The sequence below is a fragment of the Bradyrhizobium sp. USDA 4461 genome, assembly GCF_054055655.1.
This window is the reverse complement of the sequence record NZ_JBSRXM010000001.1, coordinates 2,304,743-2,327,310: the sequence shown is the minus strand read 5'-3', so window position 1 is coordinate 2,327,310 and position 22,568 is coordinate 2,304,743. Positions and strand designations below refer to the sequence as shown.

The 22,568-nt window shown below is 58.0% G+C and carries 9 protein-coding genes; 8 read left to right on the top strand and 1 reads right to left on the bottom strand.

What is annotated here, in order from left to right; translation table 11 throughout:
• Window positions 1-114 precede the first annotated feature (114 nt).
• From ACVINW_RS10850 to ACVINW_RS10840, 3 genes are read left to right on the top strand one after another with little or no spacing between them, the layout of a single operon-like run.
• Window positions 115-3,138, top strand: a complete 3,024-nt coding sequence (locus ACVINW_RS10850; RefSeq protein ID WP_456751288.1) for a site-specific DNA-methyltransferase — start codon at window positions 115-117, stop codon at window positions 3,136-3,138.
• A gap of 10 nt (window positions 3,139-3,148) precedes the next feature.
• Complete coding sequence (locus ACVINW_RS10845) at window positions 3,149-5,959, top strand: BPTD_3080 family restriction endonuclease (RefSeq protein WP_456751287.1); 2,811 nt, start codon at window positions 3,149-3,151, stop codon at window positions 5,957-5,959.
• Between the two features lie 29 nt (window positions 5,960-5,988).
• Complete coding sequence (locus ACVINW_RS10840) at window positions 5,989-8,190, top strand: DEAD/DEAH box helicase family protein (protein ID WP_456751286.1); 2,202 nt, start codon at window positions 5,989-5,991, stop codon at window positions 8,188-8,190.
• 439 nt (window positions 8,191-8,629) lie between these two features.
• Here ACVINW_RS10840 and ACVINW_RS10835 read toward each other — a convergent pair whose 3' ends face one another.
• Complete coding sequence (locus tag ACVINW_RS10835) at window positions 8,630-8,875, bottom strand: hypothetical protein (protein ID WP_456751285.1); 246 nt, start codon at window positions 8,873-8,875, stop codon at window positions 8,630-8,632.
• Window positions 8,876-9,273: 398 nt separating this feature from the next.
• On the opposite strand from ACVINW_RS10835, the gene ACVINW_RS10830 reads away from it, so the two are divergent.
• The 5 genes from ACVINW_RS10830 to ACVINW_RS10810 all read left to right on the top strand — a co-directional run bounded on the left by ACVINW_RS10830 (window position 9,274) and on the right by ACVINW_RS10810 (window position 22,554).
• Entirely contained in the window at window positions 9,274-11,538 is a 2,265-nt protein-coding gene (locus ACVINW_RS10830) for a hypothetical protein (RefSeq protein ID WP_456751284.1), read from the top strand.
• A 355-nt stretch (window positions 11,539-11,893) separates the two neighbouring features.
• Window positions 11,894-15,685 carry an AAA family ATPase gene (locus tag ACVINW_RS10825; protein ID WP_456751283.1) on the top strand — a complete coding sequence of 1,264 codons (3,792 nt, stop codon included), beginning with the start codon at window positions 11,894-11,896 and terminating at the stop codon, window positions 15,683-15,685.
• 119 nt (window positions 15,686-15,804) lie between these two features.
• The gene (locus tag ACVINW_RS10820; protein ID WP_456751282.1) at window positions 15,805-16,344 is read left to right on the top strand and encodes a hypothetical protein; all 540 of its coding nucleotides are present in this window, start codon (window positions 15,805-15,807) and stop codon (window positions 16,342-16,344) included.
• The gene (locus ACVINW_RS10815; protein ID WP_456751281.1) at window positions 16,280-19,093 is read left to right on the top strand and encodes a PD-(D/E)XK nuclease family protein; all 2,814 of its coding nucleotides are present in this window, start codon (window positions 16,280-16,282) and stop codon (window positions 19,091-19,093) included. The genes ACVINW_RS10820 and ACVINW_RS10815 overlap by 65 nt, the downstream gene beginning before the upstream one ends.
• Complete coding sequence (locus tag ACVINW_RS10810) at window positions 19,090-22,554, top strand: UvrD-helicase domain-containing protein (protein WP_456756365.1); 3,465 nt, start codon at window positions 19,090-19,092, stop codon at window positions 22,552-22,554. Before ACVINW_RS10815 ends, ACVINW_RS10810 begins: the two co-directional genes overlap by 4 nt.
• The last annotated feature ends 14 nt before the right edge of the window (window positions 22,555-22,568 follow it).

Here is a 22,568-nt window from a genome sequence, read left to right as displayed (position 1 = left end):
TGCGCACAAGCACAGTTCCGGCCAGCCTAAGGCCAGCCCATCCTAAAACATGACTACCGCCCCGTTCCATTGCACTTAGGCTGGGGCGAGTTTCTCAAACGCTTGGAGATCGCCTTGAAGAGGCCCGCTGTTCAAGACACTAGTGATGAACTGGAAGGCGAAGAGGAATTTGAACTGGAGGCACAGGAAGAGCCGACAGCTACCCAGCAGCCCACCAAAAAACAAAAAACTAAGAGGGGCAAAAAGCGAAAAGCCCCGGACGAACCGGCCCAAATTGTCAGCTACCGATATCCGGACAAGCGGGTCAATAATCCAGAAGTGGGTATGGTCCATCCGGAGAATGATCCGGATCAGCCGGAGACAGTTTGGCGCTACGACCCACACATTGATCCCGCGTTGCAATTCGATAGTGTGCGCAGCCGCGTCGAGGCTCTCATCGACGATGCGCTGGCGGGTGGCGATTCGGCGCGTATGCGCGAAGCGCTCGCGGAATTGAGGCGCCTGCAGACGCCCTATCTCAACTGGACAGGCAAAGCCGAGCGCACGAGTTTCGAGGTCGATACTGTCTCCCTGCATGTCCATGAGCGTATTGACCCAGCAAGTATTCTGGCCGCGGTCAGACGCCGATCGAAAGGTGAAAAGGCTGGCCAAGAAAGAGCGTTGCAACCAAGCTTGTTTGATGCGCCGTTCGAAAGCTTGCCGCTTCGTCAAGCCGTCGACTTCTATAAGCACGAGAAGAATTGGTCCAACCGTTTGATCGCGGGCGACTCCTTGCTCGTCATGAATTCTCTCCTGAAGAAGGAGAGCATGGCCGGCCAGGTTCAGATGATTTACATCGACCCGCCCTACGGCATCAAATACGGCTCGAACTTCCAACCGTTCACGAACAAGCGGGATGTGAAAGACGGCGCTGACGCCGACCTCACCCAAGAGCCGGAGATGATCAAGGCCTTCCGGGACACCTGGGAGCTCGGAATCCACTCATACCTAACATACCTGCGTGACCGGCTACTCTTAGCTAAAGACCTGCTGCATGACTCGGGCAGCATCTTTGTTCAAATTTCCGATGAGAACCTCCATCTGGTGCGAGCCATCATGGACGAGGTTTTCTCGGCAAGAAGCTTTGTCGCTCTAATTCCCTTCAAGAAAACCGGAGGACAAAGCTCCAGTGCTCTGCCGACGGTGAATGACTATATCATCTGGTACTGTAAGAATCCTGGTGCAATTAAGTACCGTCAGTTGCTCTTGGACAAGGTCCCCGGGGAAACAGGCGCAACGAACTACACGTGGGTCGAATTAGCGAGCGGACAAAGGCGCCCGATTCGGGAAGAAGAGGCAGATGCGCTGCCAAACGGTAGCGAGGTGTTCCAAGCATATCCCTTGTTTTCAGAGGGCACCTCCCCGAGTGACGAACCGTTGAGCTGGCGAGGCGCCATCTATGAGCCCTCCGCCAACTCCCATTGGAAAACTACAGCACTGGGTCTGAGCCGCCTCGAAAAGGCAGATCGACTGCTGGCACAAGGCAAAACTCTGCGAATGGTGAACTACCATCGCGACTACCCAGTGACGCCCCTGACCAATCTCTGGCTGGATACCCAGATAAGCGGGTTCAATGAGCAGCGTTTGTACGTTGTTCAAACGCTTCCGCTCGTGATTGAGCGATGCCTTTTGATGACGACCGATCCGGGTGATTTGGTTTTCGACCCGACATGTGGCTCCGGTACAACAGCCTTCGTCGCCGAGAAGTGGGGGCGCCGCTGGATAACGTGCGATACATCCCGCATCGCGGTCGCTCTAGCGAAACAGCGACTGGTCACCTCGAGCTTTGATTATTTCGCGCTTCGTTATCCATACGAAGGCTTAAAGGGCGGCTTCATCTATAAGACAGCCCCTCACGTGACCTTGGGATCAATCGCGAGCAACCCTGACATAGACGCCATTTACGACGCGATGCACCCTGCCATCGAGAAATCTCTCGAGGAACTCAACTCTTCTCTGAGTGAATTGAAGAGCATTGAGAGTGCTAGCGGCCGCCGCGTCAATTTCAGACATGGCGATCGGCTTTTGGAGTGGGAAGTTCCGTTTGATTATCCTGACAATTGGCCCGCGAGCGCTCTGAAGCAGTTTGACGCATTTCAAGCGGCGCGCGCTTCATTGAAAAAGAAAATGGAGGAAGCCATAGCTGCCCACGCGCAGCCGGAGACGCGTTACGATCGCCCAGAAAAAGAGCCCAACAAGTATCGGATAACTGGCCCCTTTACTGTCGAGGCCGTTCCGAGCCCAACTGTTGTTGATCTATCGCATGCGCCGACCAGTCATCCATCCGACAGTTCTATAAGCCGTTCCGGCGAAACATCTCGTCAGAGTTCTTGGCGAGAAGAGCTAATCAAGACCGGCATACGCGGCAAAGGCGGCCAGAAATTGCAATTTGCTGAGCTGGAGCCAATACCTGGACTCAGAAACCTGCATGCAAGCGGCACTCTTGCAGAGTCCGGGGATCGTGTGGTTGTGAGCTTTGGACCGGAACATGCAGCTCTGGAACAGCGGCAGGTCGAATTGGCATTGAAGGATGCGGAGAAGCTGCGCCCCTCCCCCAAGTTCGTAATCTTTAGCGCTTTTACGTTCGACCCGGAGGCCGCAAAGGACATCGACGAGATCAATTGGCCAGGCGTGACTATGCTTCGAATCCAGATGAATACCGACCTGCTGACCGCGGATCTGAAGAAGGCGCGCTCCAGCAATGAGAGTTTCTGGCTAATGGGTCAGCCCGATGTCGAAGTGCGGGCGATGTCGGACGGGCGCTGGCAAGTAGAGGTTCACGGCTTCGACTATTTCGACACCAAGAAAGGCGAGCTGGTATCGGGCGGAAAGAACAAGATTGCGATGTGGTCACTGGATCCAGATTACGACCAGCGCTCCTTATTTCCCCACCAGTTGTTCTTTCCTATTGCCGGTAAAAAGGATGGCTGGCGTCGCCTGAAGAAGACGCTCCGCGCAGAGCTCGATGAAGATCTGTTAGAAGAGTTTCACGGAACAGTCTCCCTCCCCTTCGAGGCCGGCGAAAATCAGTGCATCGCTGTCAAGATCGTCGACGATCGGGGCATCGAGTCGCTAAAAGTCATCCCGCTCAACAGGTGAGAAAGAGCGCGTGACCAAGCCCAAGTCCCTTATCATAAACTCACCTTTTGTGAGCCCGCAGCAGCACTGGATGCCGATCACCGGCGGCCTTGAGATTAAGCCTTGGCGTCGGCCCGCAGGCTATGAGATCTTCGACATCCGGAACAACACCCGGCGATTCGTCGAGCTCAATCTCGTCAACACGATCCGAGGGCGGGTCGACCAATGGCGGTTGGCCAGCTATCCCGGTATCACTGCGGTGACGCGCCGTCTGCTTGAGCATTGGCACGATCCTACAGCACGGCAGCATCCCTTCTATTTCTGTCAATTGGAGGCAATCGAAACCCTCATCTGGTGGGTTGAGGCCGCGGCGGAATACCGTCAGGGCATTTATTTGCCGGGGGATGGCGGTCCCTGGGAGCGCATCTGCAACAAGATGGCGACCGGAAGCGGCAAGACGACCGTGATGGCGATGATCATCACATGGCAGGCCCTGAATGCGCTGACCTATCCCAAGCGCAACAAGGATTTTAGCAGGGCAGTTTTCATTGTCGCTCCTGGGCTGACAGTGAAGGACCGCTTGCGCGTGCTCCAAACTGGTGAGCCGGCCAACTACTACGACGAATTTTCGCTTTGCCCATCAGAGGCGCTACGCCAGAAGCTAAATCTGGCTGATATCCTGATCGAGAACTGGCACACCTTGATGCCACTCAAGGATGCCAAGCGCTCCGTCGTGAAGAAGGGCGCCGAGAGCGACGAAGCGTTCACCCGCCGTGTTTTAGGGAAGCTCGCGAGCTCGAAGGACATCGTCGTCATCAACGACGAGGCCCATCATGCCTATCGGAAGCCGGCCGAGGTCAAGATCAGCAAGAAGGAGGCCGAAGAGCAGGGGCTCGATCTGGAAGAGGCCACGCGATGGATCGAGGGGCTCGACCGCATCCACAATACGAGGCGGATCATGCGCTGCTTCGACCTCTCGGCAACGCCTTTCGCACCGACAGGCAAGAACACGACAGAGAATGCACTCTTTGAGTGGATCGTCTCAGATTTTGGTCTCAATGACGCGATCGAGGCGGGTCTGGTGAAGACGCCGCGGGTGGTCGTACGTGACGATGCACTTCCGGATGCCCGCACGCTGCGCTCCAAGTTATATCATATCTATCGCGATCCCTCTGTGTCCGAAGATCTCAACCGGAAGGCCATGCCGGAAGAGCCGCTGCCTAAGTTAGTTCAGGACGCCTACACGCTGTTGGCAGCTGATTGGCGCGACACGCGTCAGGAGTGGATCACCGCCGGCTTCACGCCGCCGGTGATGTTGACCGTGTGTAACAGGACGGAAACCGCTGCTCGCATCGAGAACTATCTTAATAAAGGAGACGCACATTGGCCTGACCTGCATTCGCCGGTCCAGACTTTGCGGGTTGATTCCAAGGTCCTTGAGAAGGCGGAGATTGGCGAAACCTCAGGGGCCGACAAGGGATACGAGGCGAGATTGGCCGCCATCGTCGAAGGCAGCGGCCTGCCAGACACCAAGAAGGCCAGGCTCTCCGAGCTGAAGAAGGAAGAGCTCCTTCGCGAAATCGTCGATACCGTCGGCAAGCGCGGTGGTGCGGGCCAGAACTTGCAGAGTGTGATCTCTGTGGCCATGCTTTCCGAAGGTTGGGACGCCAAGACGGTGACCCACATCATGGGTCTACGGGCGTTCACCTCCCAATTGCTGTGCGAGCAGGTAATTGGCCGCGGCTTGCGACGCGTCACCTATGACACGGACGAGAATGGGCTGTTTAGGCCGGAGTATGTAAACGTGTTCGGCGTGCCCCTTTCTATTGCCGAAGAGATCGGCGGCGCCGGCGAAGCCCCCCCTCCGCCGCGACCAAGCACTCAGATCGAAGTTTTGCCGGAGCGAAGCCACCTTGAAATCAGATGGCCCAATGTGCTGCGCGTGGAGACGGTCGTAAACCCCACTTTGACGGTCCAATGGGATCGAGTTGAGATCCTTCGTTTGGATCCCGCGACGACGCCAATATCGGCTGATCTGGCGCCCGCCCTCGGTGGCGCCGCCGACCTTAGCAAGGTTCAAGCCATCGATCTGGAGAAACTTCCCGAAGGATTTCGCCTGCAGAGGTTGATCTTCCAGGCTGCACGGAAGGCATTCGCCGTGCTTCAGAGCGGCTTCAGGGGCAATGAAGACTTCTTGGCTTTCCAGCTGATCCAGTTGGTCGAAGGCTTCCTAAAGTCGGACCGGCTCGAGATCCCGTCATTGTTTCATCAGGACCCGCTCCGAAAACGAATACTCTTCGCGCTGAATATTGATTTGATCGTGCAGCATCTGTTGCGGTTTGTGACCCAGCAGAACACGACGAAGCTTGAGCCGATTTATGACGAGGAGAACCCTATCGGCTCAACGGCGCAGATGCGCACCTGGTACACGACTAAGCCCAACAACCCGACCCTGAGGTCGCACATCAGTCACGTAGTCGGCGACTCCGCCTGGGAGCAATATGCGGCCAATATCTTCGATACACGCAGCGGCATCGATGCTTACGCCAAGAACGATCACCTCGGCTTTCAAGTCCACTACCTCTGGGCGGGCTCGCGTCGACGCTTTATTCCCGACTTCTTGGTTAAGCTTGGCAACGGCAAGACATTAATCTTGGAAATCAAAGGCGAAGATAGTCCACAGGACAAGGCGAAGCGTGATGCCCTCGGCGAATGGGTGGGAGCCGTAAACGCAGCTGGCGGATTCGGTAGTTGGTGTTGGGATGTGGCTTTCCAGCCTTCGCAAGTTCAAGACATCTTAGCTCGTCATTTGGCAGCCAATCTCGCTACAACGACGGTTTAATCCTAAAAGAATACTTTGAAGGTGAGGCAATGCTCAAGACTACGGCGCTGAACCTAACTGGCACCTTTTATCCCAACTACAAAGAGGCTAACGCGTCGTTCAATCCGGACACCTTCACGTGCGCCGAAGAGACCGTCAAAGAGCTTCTATCATCGACAACGACGTCCGATCATCCCGGAATGCTCTTAGGTAAGGTTCAGAGCGGGAAAACAAGAACTTTCATCAGCATACTCGCACTCGCTTTCGACAACGACTTCGATATCGCCGTCATCCTGAGTAAGAATTCGCGTGCATTGATCGAGCAGACGTACAAGCGCCTACGGAGCGAGTTCGCGGCTTTTGTCGAGGATGGCGATTTGGAAATCTACGACATCATGCATGCCCCGGAGAAGTTCGGGAAATTTGAGCTCGAATCAAAACTGGTTTTCGTAGCCAAGAAGCAAACCGACAACTTAGACCGCCTTATCGCTCTGTTCCGTGAAAATCCTGCAATGGCAGGTAAACGGATGCTGATCGTTGACGACGAGGCCGACAGCGCATCGATCGGCTATGCGAAAAAGGCGGGATTGGTCGAAGCCCGGAAGATCGCACTCCAGATCAGCGAACTGCGCTCGGCAATTCAGCAATCCTCGTTCCTTCAAGTTACAGCAACTCCGTATTCACTTTATCTCCAGCCAACGGAAATCGAGGTGATCAACGTCACCGAGTTCAAACCCACTCGACCCGCTTTCACGAAACTGGTTCCTGTACCGTCGGACTACGTGGGTGGCGAGGTCTATTTTGGCGAGTCGTCCAGGAGCGAAACAGACACGCTCGAGAGTCTTATCCACCATACCGTTGACCATCGTGAGTTTGACCGCCTGAAGAAGCAAGACGGGCGGTCATTCAGTTTGGATGAAGTGCTGACAACGCGAAATCTCGCTGGTTATCGCACCGCGATTGTCACATTTATCGTGGGCGGCACAATCCGGCGCCTTACCGGCAAGATCGAGGGCGGGAAAGACAAGAAGCTACGCTATTCATTCTTGTTACATTCCGAAGCCGGCCGAGACGCTCACAATTGGCAGGAGAAGCTAACGAAAAAGATCGTGTCAGAACTTGAGACGGCAGCCGTCAAGAAGACGAAGATCTTTTCGGATTTAGTGACCGCCGCATATGAAGATCTCGCCAAGTCGCTTCGCCTGGATCGGAAGCCCGTCCCCTCCCTGACCGAGGTATTGTCGGCAACTGCGGTTGCGCTGCAAGATGAGCACATCACTATTACGAAGGTCAATTCGGACGATGACGTCGCTGCCCTTCTTGACGATACAGGCCAACTGAAGTTGCGCAGCCCGCTCAACATATTCCTCGGAGGGCAAGTCCTCGATCGCGGCGTGACGCTAGCGAATTTGATTGGCTTCTACTACGGCCGACGGCCCAACAAGTTTCAGCAGGACACCGTGCTGCAGCACTCACGAATGTACGGCTACCGAAGGCCGGACTTGGCTGTAACGCGCTTCTATACCTCAAAAGCTATCAGGCATGCGATGGCGCAGATGGAGGAGTTCGATGCCTCATTGCGGGCAACAGTGGAGGCTGGCGGCGACCGCGCCATCCAGTTCATTCGTAAAGCGGCAAACGGCACAATTGTGCCATGCAGCCCAAACAAGATCCTCGTGGCGACCACGCAGACACTGCGCCCTCACAAGCGTATGCTCCCAATTGGCTTTCAAAGCGGCTATCGCACTGGCACCAACGGCATCGGAAAAGCAATACAGGCCCTTGACGAGCGGATCGAAAAGTTGTGCGGCTTCAATTCGGCCAAACCGACGCTGGTCAACCTGGACGTTGCCATCGATTTGCTAAACCGGATCGAGCCTACGCTCGAATTTCCCGAAGATGATGCTCCTCCCTTCGACTGGGACGCTGCAAGAGCTGCTCTTACTCACCTCTCGCATCAGGCAGCAAAGCCTGCGGATCGAGGCAAAGTTCTTCTATGGGCGGCCACTGGCCGTAACTCGGCGCGGCTCGCAAGCGAGAGCTCCCATGCGACCTACATCGAAACCCCCGATTCGGAGCGGACCGAGGGGCAGCTCGCGAAAACGTACGCTGTTAGCCAGCCCATTCTCTTTCTGCTCCGACAGAACGGCACCGAAGAACAAGGCTGGCGAGGAACGCCATTCTATTGGCCTGTGGTGAGGGCTCAGAGCCAAACACCTGTGGCGATCTATACGGCTGAGACGATCAATTAGATCCATGTTAGGGGGGATGGTGCCAAAGCGAAACGCGACGAAGCGCAAGCCTATAGTTGGGCGAAAGACGAGCGTAACGATTCAAGGATTCAAATGCCGAAGGGGAGAGAAAATGCTGGCAGGGCACCCCTATCGGCTGGTCAATGCTTACACCAAGCGTGTATTCGTTGGCTCCCTGATCGGAACGATTAACAAAGGAAAGGTGAGGCTCGCAATATTCAGCGTGCCCAAACGGTAGGTCAGTGCGGACCTTACGGTGCGGCGCCAGCGCTGCGTTAGTTGGCGGGCAACCGCTCTTGCCGCGACTCGGAGCCTTCGACCTGAGCGTTGGCTGCCTTTAACTTAAGTGTGCGTTGATGGCGCGGGATCGTCCAGCGAGGAAATTCGCGCGCCTGTTGCCAAAAACTATTACGGTGAACGGATGCAATTAGTCCCGTCCTTATCGAACGCGTCTCGCTCCATCCTCTAGGGACCGCGCGGTCTTGTCGCCTGAGGCGATCGTCTCCGCGTTCATCTCCCGCAGCACGATTTTGCCAGTCACCGCCAAGCCCGGCGTCAGTGACAGATTGATACCCCGGCCGTCTTCGTGTTTCCAGCCTGCGCCAACTTTGGTCCAGTAAGCGCTCGAGCCTTCTTGGCTCACAACAAACGCTTCGTAGCCCGGTTTTGTCTTGGACGAGGCCATGCTGCAACTCCAATGGTCAATGAATGGGAGTGATTTCGTCGGGCGGGCAACTAGGCTCGACCGTACGGTTAAGGTTGAGTTCGCAGAACGGCACGCTACTCCAGACCTGGAGCCGTCGGCCGTTCATCTGTTTGCGTTGGCTGGAGGGCACCTTCATGACTTGCCCCTGTGCTTAGTGCCACGCCGTCTCGGATTCGGTGGTGCGCGGTCTCGCGCCTGATTCGACGAGGGCGGAACAATGTTGCGCCAATGCTAGAGGCGGAGCCTCCCACCCAGCCTTCGCTGCCCCGCGGAGGTGCCGCTCCGCCAAACTGACAAGCGTTGTTCTGCGTTGTGGCAAATCCCCTTGACTGTCGTCCGAAAACGTGAGATTAGGCTGCGGAACAACGGAGAACAACATGGTTAGCCCCTCTCGCGCCTCTAAGACCCGTTCCAACCGGCCTGGCTGGAGCGTCACTTTTCGGCACCCCATGCGAACCGACAGCCGCGGCCAGCGCGGACTGAAGATTCGTCGTGGCCTCGGCACGGCCGACGACGCCGAAGCTGATCGCCTTGTCGCGCAACTCAACGAGTTGCTTGAGGACGAAAGCTGGTGGAGCGGCGATCGGCGGGCCGAAGCGGAACGGAAGTTCAGCCCGGTCGTCGTTTCGACGTTCTTCGACGGCATTGAAGCGGGCTCTGTGGACTCGCAGGGTCGCCGCACCCAAGTCATTCCGCTACCAAGTCGAGAGGATGGCTATAGCCACATTCTGTTTCTTGGTACGACTGGAGCGGGAAAAACCACGCTTCTACGGCATGTGATCGGATCTGATCCGATCGAGGATCGATTCCCGTCCACATCGACTGCCAAGACAACAACGGCTGACATTGAGATCATTACGGCACCTGGGTCGTTTCGGGCTGCAGTAACTTTCATGCCCGAACACGAGGTGCGGGCGCACATCGAGGAGTGTCTCGAAGAAGCTTGCCTCGAAGCCGTCCAAACCCATTCAGACGCAAAAATCATGGGTGCGTTCTTGCAGCACCGCGAGCAGCGCTTCCGGCTGTCATACGTATTGGGTTCTTGGACAGAGCGCTCCGAGGCCGACGATTCGGAATTTGCATTTGAAGATGAGGAGGAGTTGGAGGCGGAGATCGACGCTGGCGAGATCGTAGGGCCGGAGGAGCGATCCCGGAATTCCGCTCGGCTTCGAGAGTACCATGGAAGGATCAAAGCACTCGCCGCGGAAGTGGAGAAGGGGGTGACAGAAGTACTGGGTCCTCTCCACGATCAAAAGACAGCGGACGACCGCGCTGCTTGGCTTGAGCTTTTCGGGAATGAAGCCTTCACTCGGAAGGAGTTCTCGGAAATTGCTCTCGACGTCATGGACGAGATCTCAGATCGATTTTCGATACTAAGTGCTGGTGCACTCGATCGGGGGACGAGTGGTTGGCCGATCCTTTGGTCGTACGAAAACGAGGAGCGGGGCGACTTTCTTTCCCATGTTCGTTGGTTCTCCAGCAATCATCACAAGCAATTCGGACGCCTGCTCACCCCCCTTGTCGATGGAATCCGTGTCCAAGGACCTCTATATCCGAGCGCCGCGGAATTGAACAAGGCAGGCAAATTGGTGCTGCTTGACGGCCAGGGGCTTGGCCATACAGCGACTACTGCCTCATCCGTCTCGACCAGAATCAGTCAGCGATTTGATTCGGTCGACATGATCTTGTTGGTCGACAATGCTCAGCAACCGATGCAAGCCGCGCCTCTTGCGCTCTTGAGGGCAGTCGGTAGCGCAGGTTTTGCCGACAAGCTGGCAATTGCTTTCACCCACTTCGACCAAGTGAAAGGGGCCAATCTCGGGTCGTTTGAGCAGAAACGAGAGCACGTGGCGGCTTCCGTCGCAAACGCAATTGCAAGCCTGCGCGACATCGTGGGGGCTGGCGTCGCCGGAGCGTTGGACAGGCAGATCGAGCATCAATCGGTCTTTCTCGGCGGACTAGATCGGCCGACCGAGAAGATCCCGGTCGGCTATCAGCGAGAGCTGGGCCGTTTGATCGAAGTCATGCAGAGAGCGGCTGCACCAGCAGAGCCTATTGAGATCGCTCCTCAATACGAGTTCAAGGGATTGGAGATCGCAATGCATGATGCCATTGATGCATTCCGAGATCCCTGGAGGGCCCGCCTTGGGCTTGCCTACCACGATGCCGTTGCGAAGGAGCATTGGACGCGCGTCAAGGCGCTCAGTAGACGGCTAGCCAATGGCTGGGCCGACGAATACGACAACCTCACGCCTGTGGCAGATCTTCTCGCACGACTGCAGGAGGAGGCCTCGAAGTGGCTTGACCGGCCGGCGGGATGGACTCGGCCCCCGAAGGACGAAGATGAACGTGAAGCGGCTTTGGATGTCATCCGACGTGCTGTCTTCGCCCGATTGTATGAACTCACGAGGCGTCGTCTTAGAGACGATCAAGTTGCGACGTGGAGGGTAGCCTACGATCACAGTGGGACCGGTTCGGCTACGCGTCGTGCAAAAACAATTGACGACATTCACGGAACCGCAGCACCCAACATTAGCGCTGCGATGAGCCAGGATGCGCGTGAATTTCTAACTAGGCTCTACGTGATCCTTCGTGAGGCGATCGAGGAAGCGGGAGGGATAGTTCTTCCCGTTGCTGCCTAAGCAACTAATGCTCGCGGCCGCTCCGCTAGTGCGAACGGCGGGGTGCCTTGCGCCGGTTGCGCTAATAGGTCGCCAGCAATTGCGCCGTCATCCCTTCACGTCCAACGAATAATCGACGATTTCGGAGCTACTGAGCTGAGCGGACAAAGTCGAGCAGCCTGCGGAACTGCCGGTCACGCCTGCTAGGTAGTAGGAGCGCTCCATCTATTAGGGCGGGAAGAGCTTTAGTACCGAGGGCTCGTGCGGTCGAGACGGCTCCGCAGCCGTATCGCCGCTGAGTCAGGCTCTCGAACCATTGGACGATTGCAATTCGCCATGGATATATCATGATGGTAGCAAAGGGTTGGAGGGATCAATGCTGGGACCAGCGGTTACGCACCTTTCGGTGCGCGTGCCATGGCAGGATACGCGCTGGGACGGACGGCTTTGTTTAGATCCCTCCAACAATCAATCTTGCGTCGTTCTGAAAGCGATCGCGGAAAATCGGAGCGACGCCAAGGAGACCGGCCTTCGCGGGCAATGGATGGCCGATCTTGCCTTAGAGGATAAGCCGGCCTGCTTCAAAGAGCGTGCGACCTTTCTGTCGGACCGGGAGGTCACGCTCCAAGTCAGACTCGACTACGCTGAGTGGAGTGACGCGCACAAGCATATTCAGCGCACCCCAGTACGAGTGCCAGCTTATGGCGCGACGTTGGTTCCATTTCGCTGGCTACTGCGGGAGAATGCCTACGATATCGCGGATGAATTTGGGCTCGACGTGAGCGAAGACCGCGAGCCAACCGATCCCCCTTTTCTTGCCAATACTGACTGGGTGCAAAATCACGATAATCAGCAAGCTTTGCTTGATGCATTTGCCGCCCGCTGTGTCGAGAGTGAATCGCTCATCTTCTTCTACGCCAAGCGCACGCCCCTGGCAGATGATGACCGCCGAGTGATCGTCGCGGTGGGACTTCTCTCTCACAAAGGAAAGGTCCAGCAGTACGACTATGACCGGCGTGCACCTAAGGAACATCTTCGCGCGATGATGTGGGAGCGGCCGATTCAGCATTCCATCCGGCCGAACAAGGACAACCCCGGCCATTTTGTCGGTGGCATCGTAATGCCCTATCACGCGATTCTAGAACGCGCTGCTTCCGATGTGTCGCTGGATACCGCGTCGTTCCTCGCCTGCGCGCCAGACGAAGCTCGCGCGCAGTTTTCATATGCATCGGAGCATGTTACACACGGCGCCGCGATCACGTCGCTAATCGCGTGCAAGGCCGCGCTTGAGCGCGCGTCGAAGGTGCTTACGGGACCTTGGCCTCAGCAGATCGCTTGGATCGACGAGCAGATCAATCGGCTTTGGAAGCTGAGCGGCCCTTGTCCAGGCCTTGGCAGCGCGTTGTCTGCCTTGGAGGATGGCTTCAACGGCACCTTATTCGCACTAGCCTTGTCCGCGACGCTCTCCGAAACCGACGATCCGTGGGAGGTTACGGACAAAGTGTTCCGCAAGGAGCTTGTACCTCCGTCAGGAGCTCCAAAGCTTTCCACTATGCTCCGCAAGCGCTGGGAGCATCTTCACAAGAAGGAGCCTAAGCGCGCAGCGCTATTGCGGCTGCTTTCCCGCTTTGAGCTGACCCGCGATCAAGCGGCGCGATGGTTCGAGCTGAAGGATGAGACCGAGGCCATCCTCGAGAATCCCTATCTTCTCTACGAGCGCGACCGGACCCAAATTGATCCGATCGGCCTTTGGACGATTGACCGCGGCCTCTTCTCGGATCACGAGGTATTCAAGCGTCATCCCTTGCCGAAGGAATGCAAGATTGATGCAGAGGAACCTGACGATCCGCGCCGATTGCGGGCGGTGGGCGTGATGATCCTGGAGGCGTCGGCTCAGAATGGCGGGCACACGCTGCTCAGTGCGAATGCGATCCACGACGTCGCCAAAGAATTGCCTGCCACCCGGCCAGTGCCGCTGGATGGCACCGCGATGGACATCTGTGAGGATGATTTCAGCGACGAGATTGTCGTCATCTCAATCCCGACGCTCGGCGGGACAGCGGCGCAGCTAAAGAGATATTCCTCGTATGGCACAGTCATTCGCCGCGCGTTGGACGACAGGCTCGCTGCGAAGGCTAATCCAGCCAAGATCGACTGGCGCGCGAAACTAGATGAGGCGTTTGGGCCAATTCCAAAGGGCGACAAGGAGGAAGAGAAAGCGCGCAAGGAGAAGGCTTTCGCGCTGGACGTAATGGCCAGCAACCGGCTCTCGGTCTTGATCGGTGCGGCTGGCACCGGCAAGACAACGGTGCTTCGCCATCTCTTGGAGCAACGCAAGATCGTGGGATCGGGTATCGCACTGCTTGCCCCGACCGGCAAAGCGCGTGTTCGACTCGGTCAGCAAACCGGCTTGCCCAATCAGACCCAGACCCTCGCTCAGTTTCTAAGGCAATATCGTAGATACGACGGAGATACGGGGCGCTATTTCGCAAGCAAAGCGGCACCCCAAGCTGACGGGGTGACGACCTGCATTGTCGATGAGGCATCGATGCTGACGGAGGATCAGCTTGCGGCGCTCGTCGATGCTCTCCCGGTAGCGGCGCGGCTGATTTTCGTGGGCGATCCACGGCAGCTCCCGCCCATTGGGGCCGGACGCCCATTCGTCGATCTAATTTCTTACCTGGAGCGTGAACACGACCAAAAAGGAGTGGCGGAACTGACGGTGCGCCGTCGTCACGCCTCCGCCAAGGCGTCCGCAGCTGGAATGCGCGATCTTGCTTGTGCGGACGTGCAGCTTGCGGATTTGTTCTCGGGCCGGGACCTCCCGCCTGGGGAGGACGAAATTCTGGAGCGGGTTCTTACAGGAAAGTTCGACGAACGTTTGCGTGCGGTAAGCTGGAACACGCCAACTGACTTGCGGAATGTGCTGGATCAGGTGCTCATCGAGGAGCTCGGTCTGTCCAAGGACAAGATTGAGAACGCGCTCAGTGTCTCGCTCGGGGGGCGTGAGCAGGATGGGTATGTCTATTTCGGTCCCGGGCCGCAAATCAGCAAGTGCGAAGAGTGGCAAATTCTCACGCCGCATCGGAGCCAGTCGAGCGGTTCGCTCGACCTCAACCGTCACATCAAGACGCGGTTTCGCGGCGGAGTTCTCAGCTTCGCTCGAAGCTCCAATGAAGGACCGCCCTATTACCTCAAATACCGCATGATCGTGCCGCGCGGTCCCGAACAGATCACCTATGGCGACAAGGTCATTTGCGTCCGCAATCACGATCATCAAGGCTATCGTTTCAAGACGGAGGAGCGGTCCAAAGGCTATATTGCGAATGGCGAGATCGGCGTGGTCGTTGGCGACGCCTTCAAGGGGACTAAGCGTCCGCGACGGACAAACGTCCAGTTCGCCTCACAACCTGATCTTACCTATGGGTTCAGTGCTGGTTACTTCAGCGAGGAAGCGTCCCCGATCCTTGAACTCGCCTATGCCGTGACGGTTCACAAGGCTCAGGGCAGTGAGTTCGGCAAGGTGCTCCTTGTGCTGCCGGAGCGCAGTCGCCTCTTGTCGCGGGAGATGCTGTACACCGCTCTGACGCGGCAGTTAGATCGCGTCGTCATTCTCCATCAGGGCGGCTTGGCCCATCTTCGCGCCTACCGGTCGCCATTCTTTTCCGAAGTTGCGCGCCGCGTGACGAACCTTTTTGCGGCACCCAGCATGATCGAGGCCCCGCCGCCGCCCGGGCTCACGGTGGGACCCGTCGGCCGGACCTTCCTTGAGGAGAAGCTCATTCATCGCAGCGCACGCGGCGACCTCGTAAGTTCAAAATCCGAATTGGTGATTGCGGACCTGCTGTTCGAGGCTGAAAAGAAGTACGGCATCCGATATTTCTTCGAGCGCGCGGTCGTCGGCACGGACGGGGAAACGCGCTGGCCGGATTTCTCGATCGAGGATCGCAACGGCGATACTTGGTACTGGGAGCATTGCGGGATGCTGGGGCAGGAAGACTATGACGATCGCTGGAGGAAAAAGCTCGCTTTCTATAAGCGCAACGACGTGACGCCTTGGAGCAAATCGAGCCCAAAGGGCCGGCTGATCGTGACGGAAGACGGTCCAAGCAAAGGGCTGGACAGCAAGGCAATTCGCGAATTGATCGACGGGTGTTGGGGAAGATGAAGGCCGCGCTCGCACGGCATCCACTTCACGGCGCGTGGTGGCGATGAGATGGAGCAGATGTACCTGTCGGGTGGCGCCAGGCCATCTTTGTCCGTTCATTGAGGTATGGTCTCGTTCAAATGGATTTGCTTGCCGTCACTTCCGCGTCCAGTCGTCACCGGATAGAGCGCGCATGCGCTTGGCTGGAGGCTCGGGAGCGAGATGAGGAACTCGTCGTCGTCGGCGCCACGGTCGACGCCGCCAACGAACTCGTGCGCCAAGTTGCGTCTCGAAGGGGCGCGGCGTTCGGTTGGCATCGAATCAGTCTTTTGCAACTCGTGTCGGTCGTCGCGGCTCAAGAGCTCGCGCGCCGCGGAGTGGTACCCCTCACCAAAATTGGCGCGGACGCGATTACCACGCGGCTGATCCATCGTTTGAAGGTCGAGCGCAAGCTGGGCCGGTATGCTTCCGTTAGCCACACGCCCGGCTTTCCGCGAGCGATAGCCGGTGTGATAGCGGAGTTGCGTTCCGCCGGCATCCGTTCCGGCGAGCTCGATGTCGTCGCTCCAGATTTTGGACCGATCGTTCGCGAGTATGAGCGGGAATTGGCGGAAGGTGGCTTTATCGATTGGTCCGGCACTCTCGCGCTGGCGACGGGTTGCGATCGCCCGACGGGTTAGGCATCGGCTCGTCGGGCTGCCGACCCTGCTGCTCGACGTCGCGGTACGGACCGAGGCGGAATTCGGATTCCTTTCCGCATTTATCTCTGCGGCGCGGGCAACGCTAGCAACGGTACCTGCAGGTGATATGGAAACTCTGAATTGCTTTCGTGACCGATTGGGCTTCGAAACCTGCGATCTGGATCAGGCTGTCGAGAAACCAAAGGATGCTCTCGGGCGCCTTCAACGTCATCTCTTCAAGGAGCAAGAGAAGCCGCCGGAGATCGAGGGTAGCGATGAGATAGAGATATTCTCGGCGCCAGGAGAGGGACGGGAATCCGTCGAGATCGCGCGCCGCATTATATCGCTTGCTCGGGACGGTCGCCCGTTCGATCGGATGGCCGTGCTGTTGCGGTCGGCCGATCTCTATCGTTCGCATCTCGCGGAGGCGTTTTCGCGGTCGGGTATCCCCGTTCACTTTGCGCGCGGGACAGTGAGGCCGGACCCCGCAGGGCGCGCCTTTTGCTGTTTGCTCGATTGTGCCGCCGAAGGCCTTTCGGCGCAAAAATTCGCCGAATACCTTTCGCTCGGCCAAGTGCCCGATGCGGTCGCGGGTGCGCCTCCCGATGCGCCGCTCCGGGGTGATTTGTGGGTCGCGCCTGACGTCGAGACCACTCCCGTCTCGACGATGGCTGTTGCAGGCGACTCAACAAAGGCCCCGGTGCAAAGCCTGGACGTCTCGGAACCTTCGGACGGGCCCGTGCGCGAAGGGTATCTCCGGGCACCGCGGCGATGGGAACGGTTGCTTGTCGAAGCCGCGGTGATAGGTGGAAGTGATCGTTGGCGGAGGCGACTTGACGGCTTTGCTAACGATTTGCGCCGCAGACTCGAGGCGACGGAAGCACAGGAGGACGCGCAAGCCGCCGCAATCTCCCGTGATTTGAACGACCTCACGGCGTTTTCCGGCTTCGCTCTTCCGCTCATCGATGAACTTGAAAGTCTGCCGATCTCCGCGACTTGGCGAGAATGGCTCGACCGTTTGAGCACGCTTGCGGCTCGAAGCCTTAGGCGCCCGCAGCGCGTGTTTGCGGCGCTGGCTGAGCTCGAGCCGTTGGCGCCGGTAGGCCCGGTGTCTTTGGACGAGATCCTTGCTGTCCTACGAAGCCTTCTGTTGGAGACGGCTGAGCCGCCGTCCCCTCAGCGGTACGGAAAGCTCTTCGTCGGAACCATCGAATCGGCTCGAGGACTGAGCTTCGAGGCGGTTTTCGTCCCGGGCCTTGCGGAGAAGATGTTTCCTAAGAAGATCGTCGAGGAGCCCATCCTGCTCGACGTCGTCCGCGCGCAGCTCGGCAAGAGTCTAGCGACCAATCAGTCACGACTTGACCAGGAGCGGCTTGCGCTGGCACTCGCCGTGGGTGCTGCTGAACGGCGCTTGTTCTTCTCCTATCCACGTATCGACCTCGACCAATCGCGTCCGCGGGTTCCCTCGTTCTACGCGCTGGAAGCTGTGAGGTCGGCGGAAGGAAGGCTGCCGGATTTCGCGGAACTCACACGCCGAGCTGAGACCGTAGCTGGGAGCCGGCTCGGTTGGCCGGCACCCGACGATCCGAACGAAGCCATCGATGACGCGGAGCATGATCTCGCCGTCCTCGGCGGCCTGATGAGTCTGACGGACGGCGGCGCTGGTCGCGCGCGCTATCTCTTGAGGGTCAATTCGCATCTCGCGCGTGCCTTGCGCAACCGCTATCAACGTTGGAATCGAGGTTGGACCGTCGCTGACGGGTTACTCAGTCCCTCGGCCGAAGTTCGATCGCTGATGGCCAAGCACGCGCTCGATGCTCGTGGCTATTCGCCGACCGCGCTGCAGACCTTCTCGCGCTGCCCATACAGCTTCTTTCTTCATGCCATCCACAGAATCGCACCTCGTGACATCGCGGTTGCGATCGACGATCTGGATCCTCTCCACCGTGGCTCCATGATCCACGATGTCCAGTTTGCCCTGTTTGCCCGCTTAACGGCAGAGAATCTATTGCCGGTACGTCCGGGCAACCTCGAGCGGGCGAGAGTCCTGCTTGAAGAAGTCATAGTGGCGGTAACCGATCGCTACGAAGACGAGCTGGCGCCGGCCATCGATCAGGTCTGGAACAATGCTGTGACTGAAATTCGCGCCGATCTCCGTGAGTGGCTGCGACGGATGAGCGAGGACACGTCGGGCTTCGTTCCAAAGCATTTCGAACTCTCATTTGGCCTGACTCGCCGTGCCGACCACGGCGAAGCAGATCCTAGATCGGTTTCGAGCGCCGTTCTGCTGGATTGTGGCATCCAATTGCGCGGTTCGATCGATCTTGTGGAGCGCCATCCGAGCGGGTTGCTCAGGGTCATCGATCACAAGACGGGAAAAAACACCGGGGCAAGCCACCCGGTCATCGAAGGCGGGCAGTCGTTGCAGCCCGTCTTGTACGCGCTCGCTGCGGAGAAGTTGTTCGACGGTGATAAGGTTTCCGAAGGGCGCCTGTATTTCTGCACGTCAATAGGTCAGTTCTCCGAGCAAGTCGTCGCCCTCGATCAGCGCGCGCGCGATGCTGCCCTCGACGTCGCGAGCGTCATCGGACAGGCCATAGAAAGGCCTTTCCTTCCGGCGGCGCCAGGAAAAGGGCAGTGCGGGGATTGTAACTATCGGACCGTTTGCGGACCCTATGAGGAAATCCGTTCGGCACGAAAGCCTCAAGGCGATCTAGAAATGTTGCAGGCGCTGAGGGCTTGGCAGTGACAGAACTAGTCGATGCCAGCGCGCGAGCTCGGATCCTCTGCGACTACGAATCGACCCTTTTTGTCGAAGCTGCGGCGGGTACCGGGAAGACGACGGCCTTGGTCGGCAGGATCGTCGGCCTGATCCGCAGCGGAAAAGGGACTTTAGCTCGCATCGTCGCAGTGACGTTTACAGAAAAAGCCGCGGGCGAAATGAAGCTACGCCTTCGACTCGAGCTCGAAAAAGCGCGGCTCCACGCTGATCAGGCGGAGCGGAATCGTCTCGATAAGGCACTCGAAGAGCTCGAGCTCGCACATATCGGGACAATCCATGCGTTCTGCGGGGACCTCCTGGGCGAGCGCCCAGTGGAAGCCGGCGTCGATCCTGCCTTTAGGATGCTCGATGACGCAGCGGCCGAGGCAGTCGCGGATCAGGCGTTCGAACGATGGCTGCAAAGGATCCTAGCAGACCCTCCCGAGGGACCGAGGAGAATTCTTCGCAGGAGATCCGGCGGTGAGCCTCCGCACGAGCAGCTTCGAAAGGCAATGCACGTGCTGTGCGATCACCGTGATTTCGCTCAGGCCTGGCGGCGGGACCCGTTCGATCGCCAGGGAGCGATCGACGTGTTGATCGACGAGTTGGCGGAGGTTGGCGAGCTGGCTTCCTTGAGCTCTTGGCCGGACGATTATCTCGCTCGCAACCTGACGGAAATCGCTTCATTCGTCAAAGAGGCAACTCGTCTCGAGGCCGTCCGCGGCCGCGATTACGATGGCCTCGAAGCGGATCTACGCGACCTCGCGACAAACCGACGACGAGTCAAGGGTTGGGATCACAAGGGAGCGCCAAGAACAACATTCGGCTCCCTGTCTCGTACCGATGTCCTGGCGCGCCGAGACCGTGTGCGGTCTAACCTCAAAACGTTCGTAGCGGCCAGCGATGCCGACCTTGCTCCGCTGGTGCATGATGCATTGCAGGTGGCCATCGCTGAGTATGAGGTACTGAAGTCGAAGTCGGGTTCGCTCGACTTCCTGGACTTACTTATCAAGATGCGTGACCTCGTCCGCGACAATGAAGGTGTCCGAAAGGAGCTGCAGGCTCGCTTCACTCACTTTTTCGTCGACGAGTTCCAGGACACCGACCCGCTTCAGGCCGAGATTTTGTTGCTGCTTGCTGCCGACGGTCACACGACAGCAGATTGGCGGGCCGTCCAAACGGTCCCAGGGAAGCTATTCATTGTCGGCGATCCGAAGCAATCCATCTACCGCTTTCGGCGAGCGGACGTCGCGTTGTACGCAGAAATCAAGGGGCTTTTGCTGGGCGCCGGTGCTGAAATCCTGTATCTGACGACCAGCTTTCGATCAACGCCTTCCATTCAGGCTTTCATCAACTCGGCCTTCGCGCCCGCGATCGCGGCGGATGAGGAAGCAGAAGGATACGTTGCGCTCGAACGAGCGCGCGACGAGGTGAGCGGCCGCCCAACGATTGTTGCATTGCCTACACCGCGACCATACGGCGATTATGGTAAAGTGACAGAGTGGAGCATCAACGAGTCCTTGCCGTGCGCCGTAGGAGCGTACGTCGATTGGTTGATCAATGAAAGCGGGTGGACGGTCGAAGAAGCGGGCCAACAGGTCGCGATCCGCCCTCGACATATTGCCATTCTATTTCGCCGCTTCCGCAATTACCGGGCGGACGTTACGCGACCATACGTGCGCGAACTAGAAGCCAGGCGTATACCTCATGTGCTGGTGGGCGGCCGGTCGTTCCATGATCGTGAGGAGGTCATTGCGCTACGGAACGCCGCGACTGCGATCGAATGGCCTGACGATGAGCTTGAAGTCTTTGCGACACTACGTGGACCCCTGTTCGCCTTAAGCGATGAGGCGCTTCTTCTCTATCGCCAATGGATCAACGATGAGGGCGGGGTCCAATTTCGACGTCTCGATCCAATGCGTGTTGCCGATCGCTCCACTCTCAGCCCGTCGGCTTTGGAAGTGGCCGACGCGCTTGATCTCCTTCGGCAGCTTCACTTGGGGCGCAACAGCCGGCCGATCGCCGAAACGTTGACAAATCTCCTGCAAGCAGTCCGAGCACAGGCCGGGATTGCTCTTTGGCAGAACGGCGAACAGGCGCTTGCGAACTGTCAACGATTGATAGACACGGCTCGACGGTTCGAAAGAATCGCCTCCTCTTTCCGCGCGTTCGTCGAGAGTATCGATGCCGATGCCGAGCGGGATAAGGTCGACGAAGCGCCTGTCGTTGAAGAGGGGACCGAGGGCGTCCGGATCATGACCGTCTTCAAGGCTAAGGGATTGGAGTTCCCTATAGTGATCCTTGGAGATCCGACCTGCCCCGCTTCCCGTGACCGCCCCGGCCGACACATTGATACCAGCCGTTCTATCTGGTTAGAGCAAATCTGTGGGGCATGCCCGGTCGAACTTTTGGAAGCGAGTGAACTTGAGCTCAAGCGTGATCGAGCCGAGGCTGTGCGTGTTGCTTACGTGGCGGCGACGCGAGCCCGCGATCTTCTAGTCGTCCCGACCTGCGGTGATCAAGCGATCGAGGGATGGTTCGAAGTCCTCAATCCCCTTCTGTATCCGGTGGATGCCGCGTGTCGGCGATCGGTGCCTGCGGCTGGATGCCCAGCTTTCGGAGAAGAGAGCGTTCTCGACCGGGGTCCAAAGGGGAAGCCGCCACTTTCGGGATCGGTGAGACCGGGCCTGCATTTGCGGCAGCCCGGTAACGTGCCGGTCACGTGGTGGGACCCCAGTCTACTCAAGCTCCAGACCGAAGAATTGGCACCGCTTCGGCATCAGCGGCTTTTGGAGCTAGATCCTGGCGAGACCGCTGCGACTGACAGTGTTCTTAGACATGATGTGTGGCAGGCTCAACGCCAAGCGATTTTAGAGGCAGCGTCCGTACCGACTTTGAAGAGCCGGACGGTTACTTCGGCGGCCCAGGATCTCAAAGAAGAAGCGCTGAGTATCGAGCCCGTCGAGGTGCATGTCGTGGCACGAGATGGCGTTCATCGTCCTGGTGGGCGACGCTTTGGAACACTTGTTCACGCTGTGCTGTCGTTAATCGACCTGCGGGCCTCGATTGATGATGCAGCGGCGACCGCTGATGTTCAGGGCAAGATGATCGGAGCGACGGAAGAGGAGATTGAATCTGCCGTCGCGGCTGTTCGTCGCGCCAAGATGCATCCTGTATTGCAGCGGGCTGCGAAGGCCGCCAGCATAGGACGACTGCGCCGCGAGATCCCAGTAATGCTGATGCAGGATAATGCCCTGATCGAGGGAGTGGTCGATCTCGCGTTTTGGGAGGAGTTACCCGATTTCACGGGATGGACCGTGGTAGATTTCAAGACCGATCGGGAGCTCGACGAGGGTCGTGATCGTTATGTTCGGCAAGTGCAATTGTATTCAAAAGCGGTGAGTGCGTCCACGACATTACGCGCTCGCGGGCTTTTGCTTGTTATCTGATCCCGAGTAACCAG

Excerpts from the sequence above, each read along its gene's own strand:
- ACVINW_RS10840 (WP_456751286.1), top strand. The coding sequence starts at position 5,989 with ATGCTCAAGACTACGGCGCTGAACCTAACTGGCACCTTTTATCCCAAC.
- ACVINW_RS10835 (WP_456751285.1), bottom strand. The coding sequence starts at position 8,875 with ATGGCCTCGTCCAAGACAAAACCGGGCTACGAAGCGTTTGTTGTGAGC.
- ACVINW_RS10830 (WP_456751284.1), top strand. The coding sequence starts at position 9,274 with ATGGTTAGCCCCTCTCGCGCCTCTAAGACCCGTTCCAACCGGCCTGGC.
- ACVINW_RS10825 (WP_456751283.1), top strand. The coding sequence starts at position 11,894 with ATGCTGGGACCAGCGGTTACGCACCTTTCGGTGCGCGTGCCATGGCAG.
- ACVINW_RS10820 (WP_456751282.1), top strand. The coding sequence starts at position 15,805 with ATGGATTTGCTTGCCGTCACTTCCGCGTCCAGTCGTCACCGGATAGAG.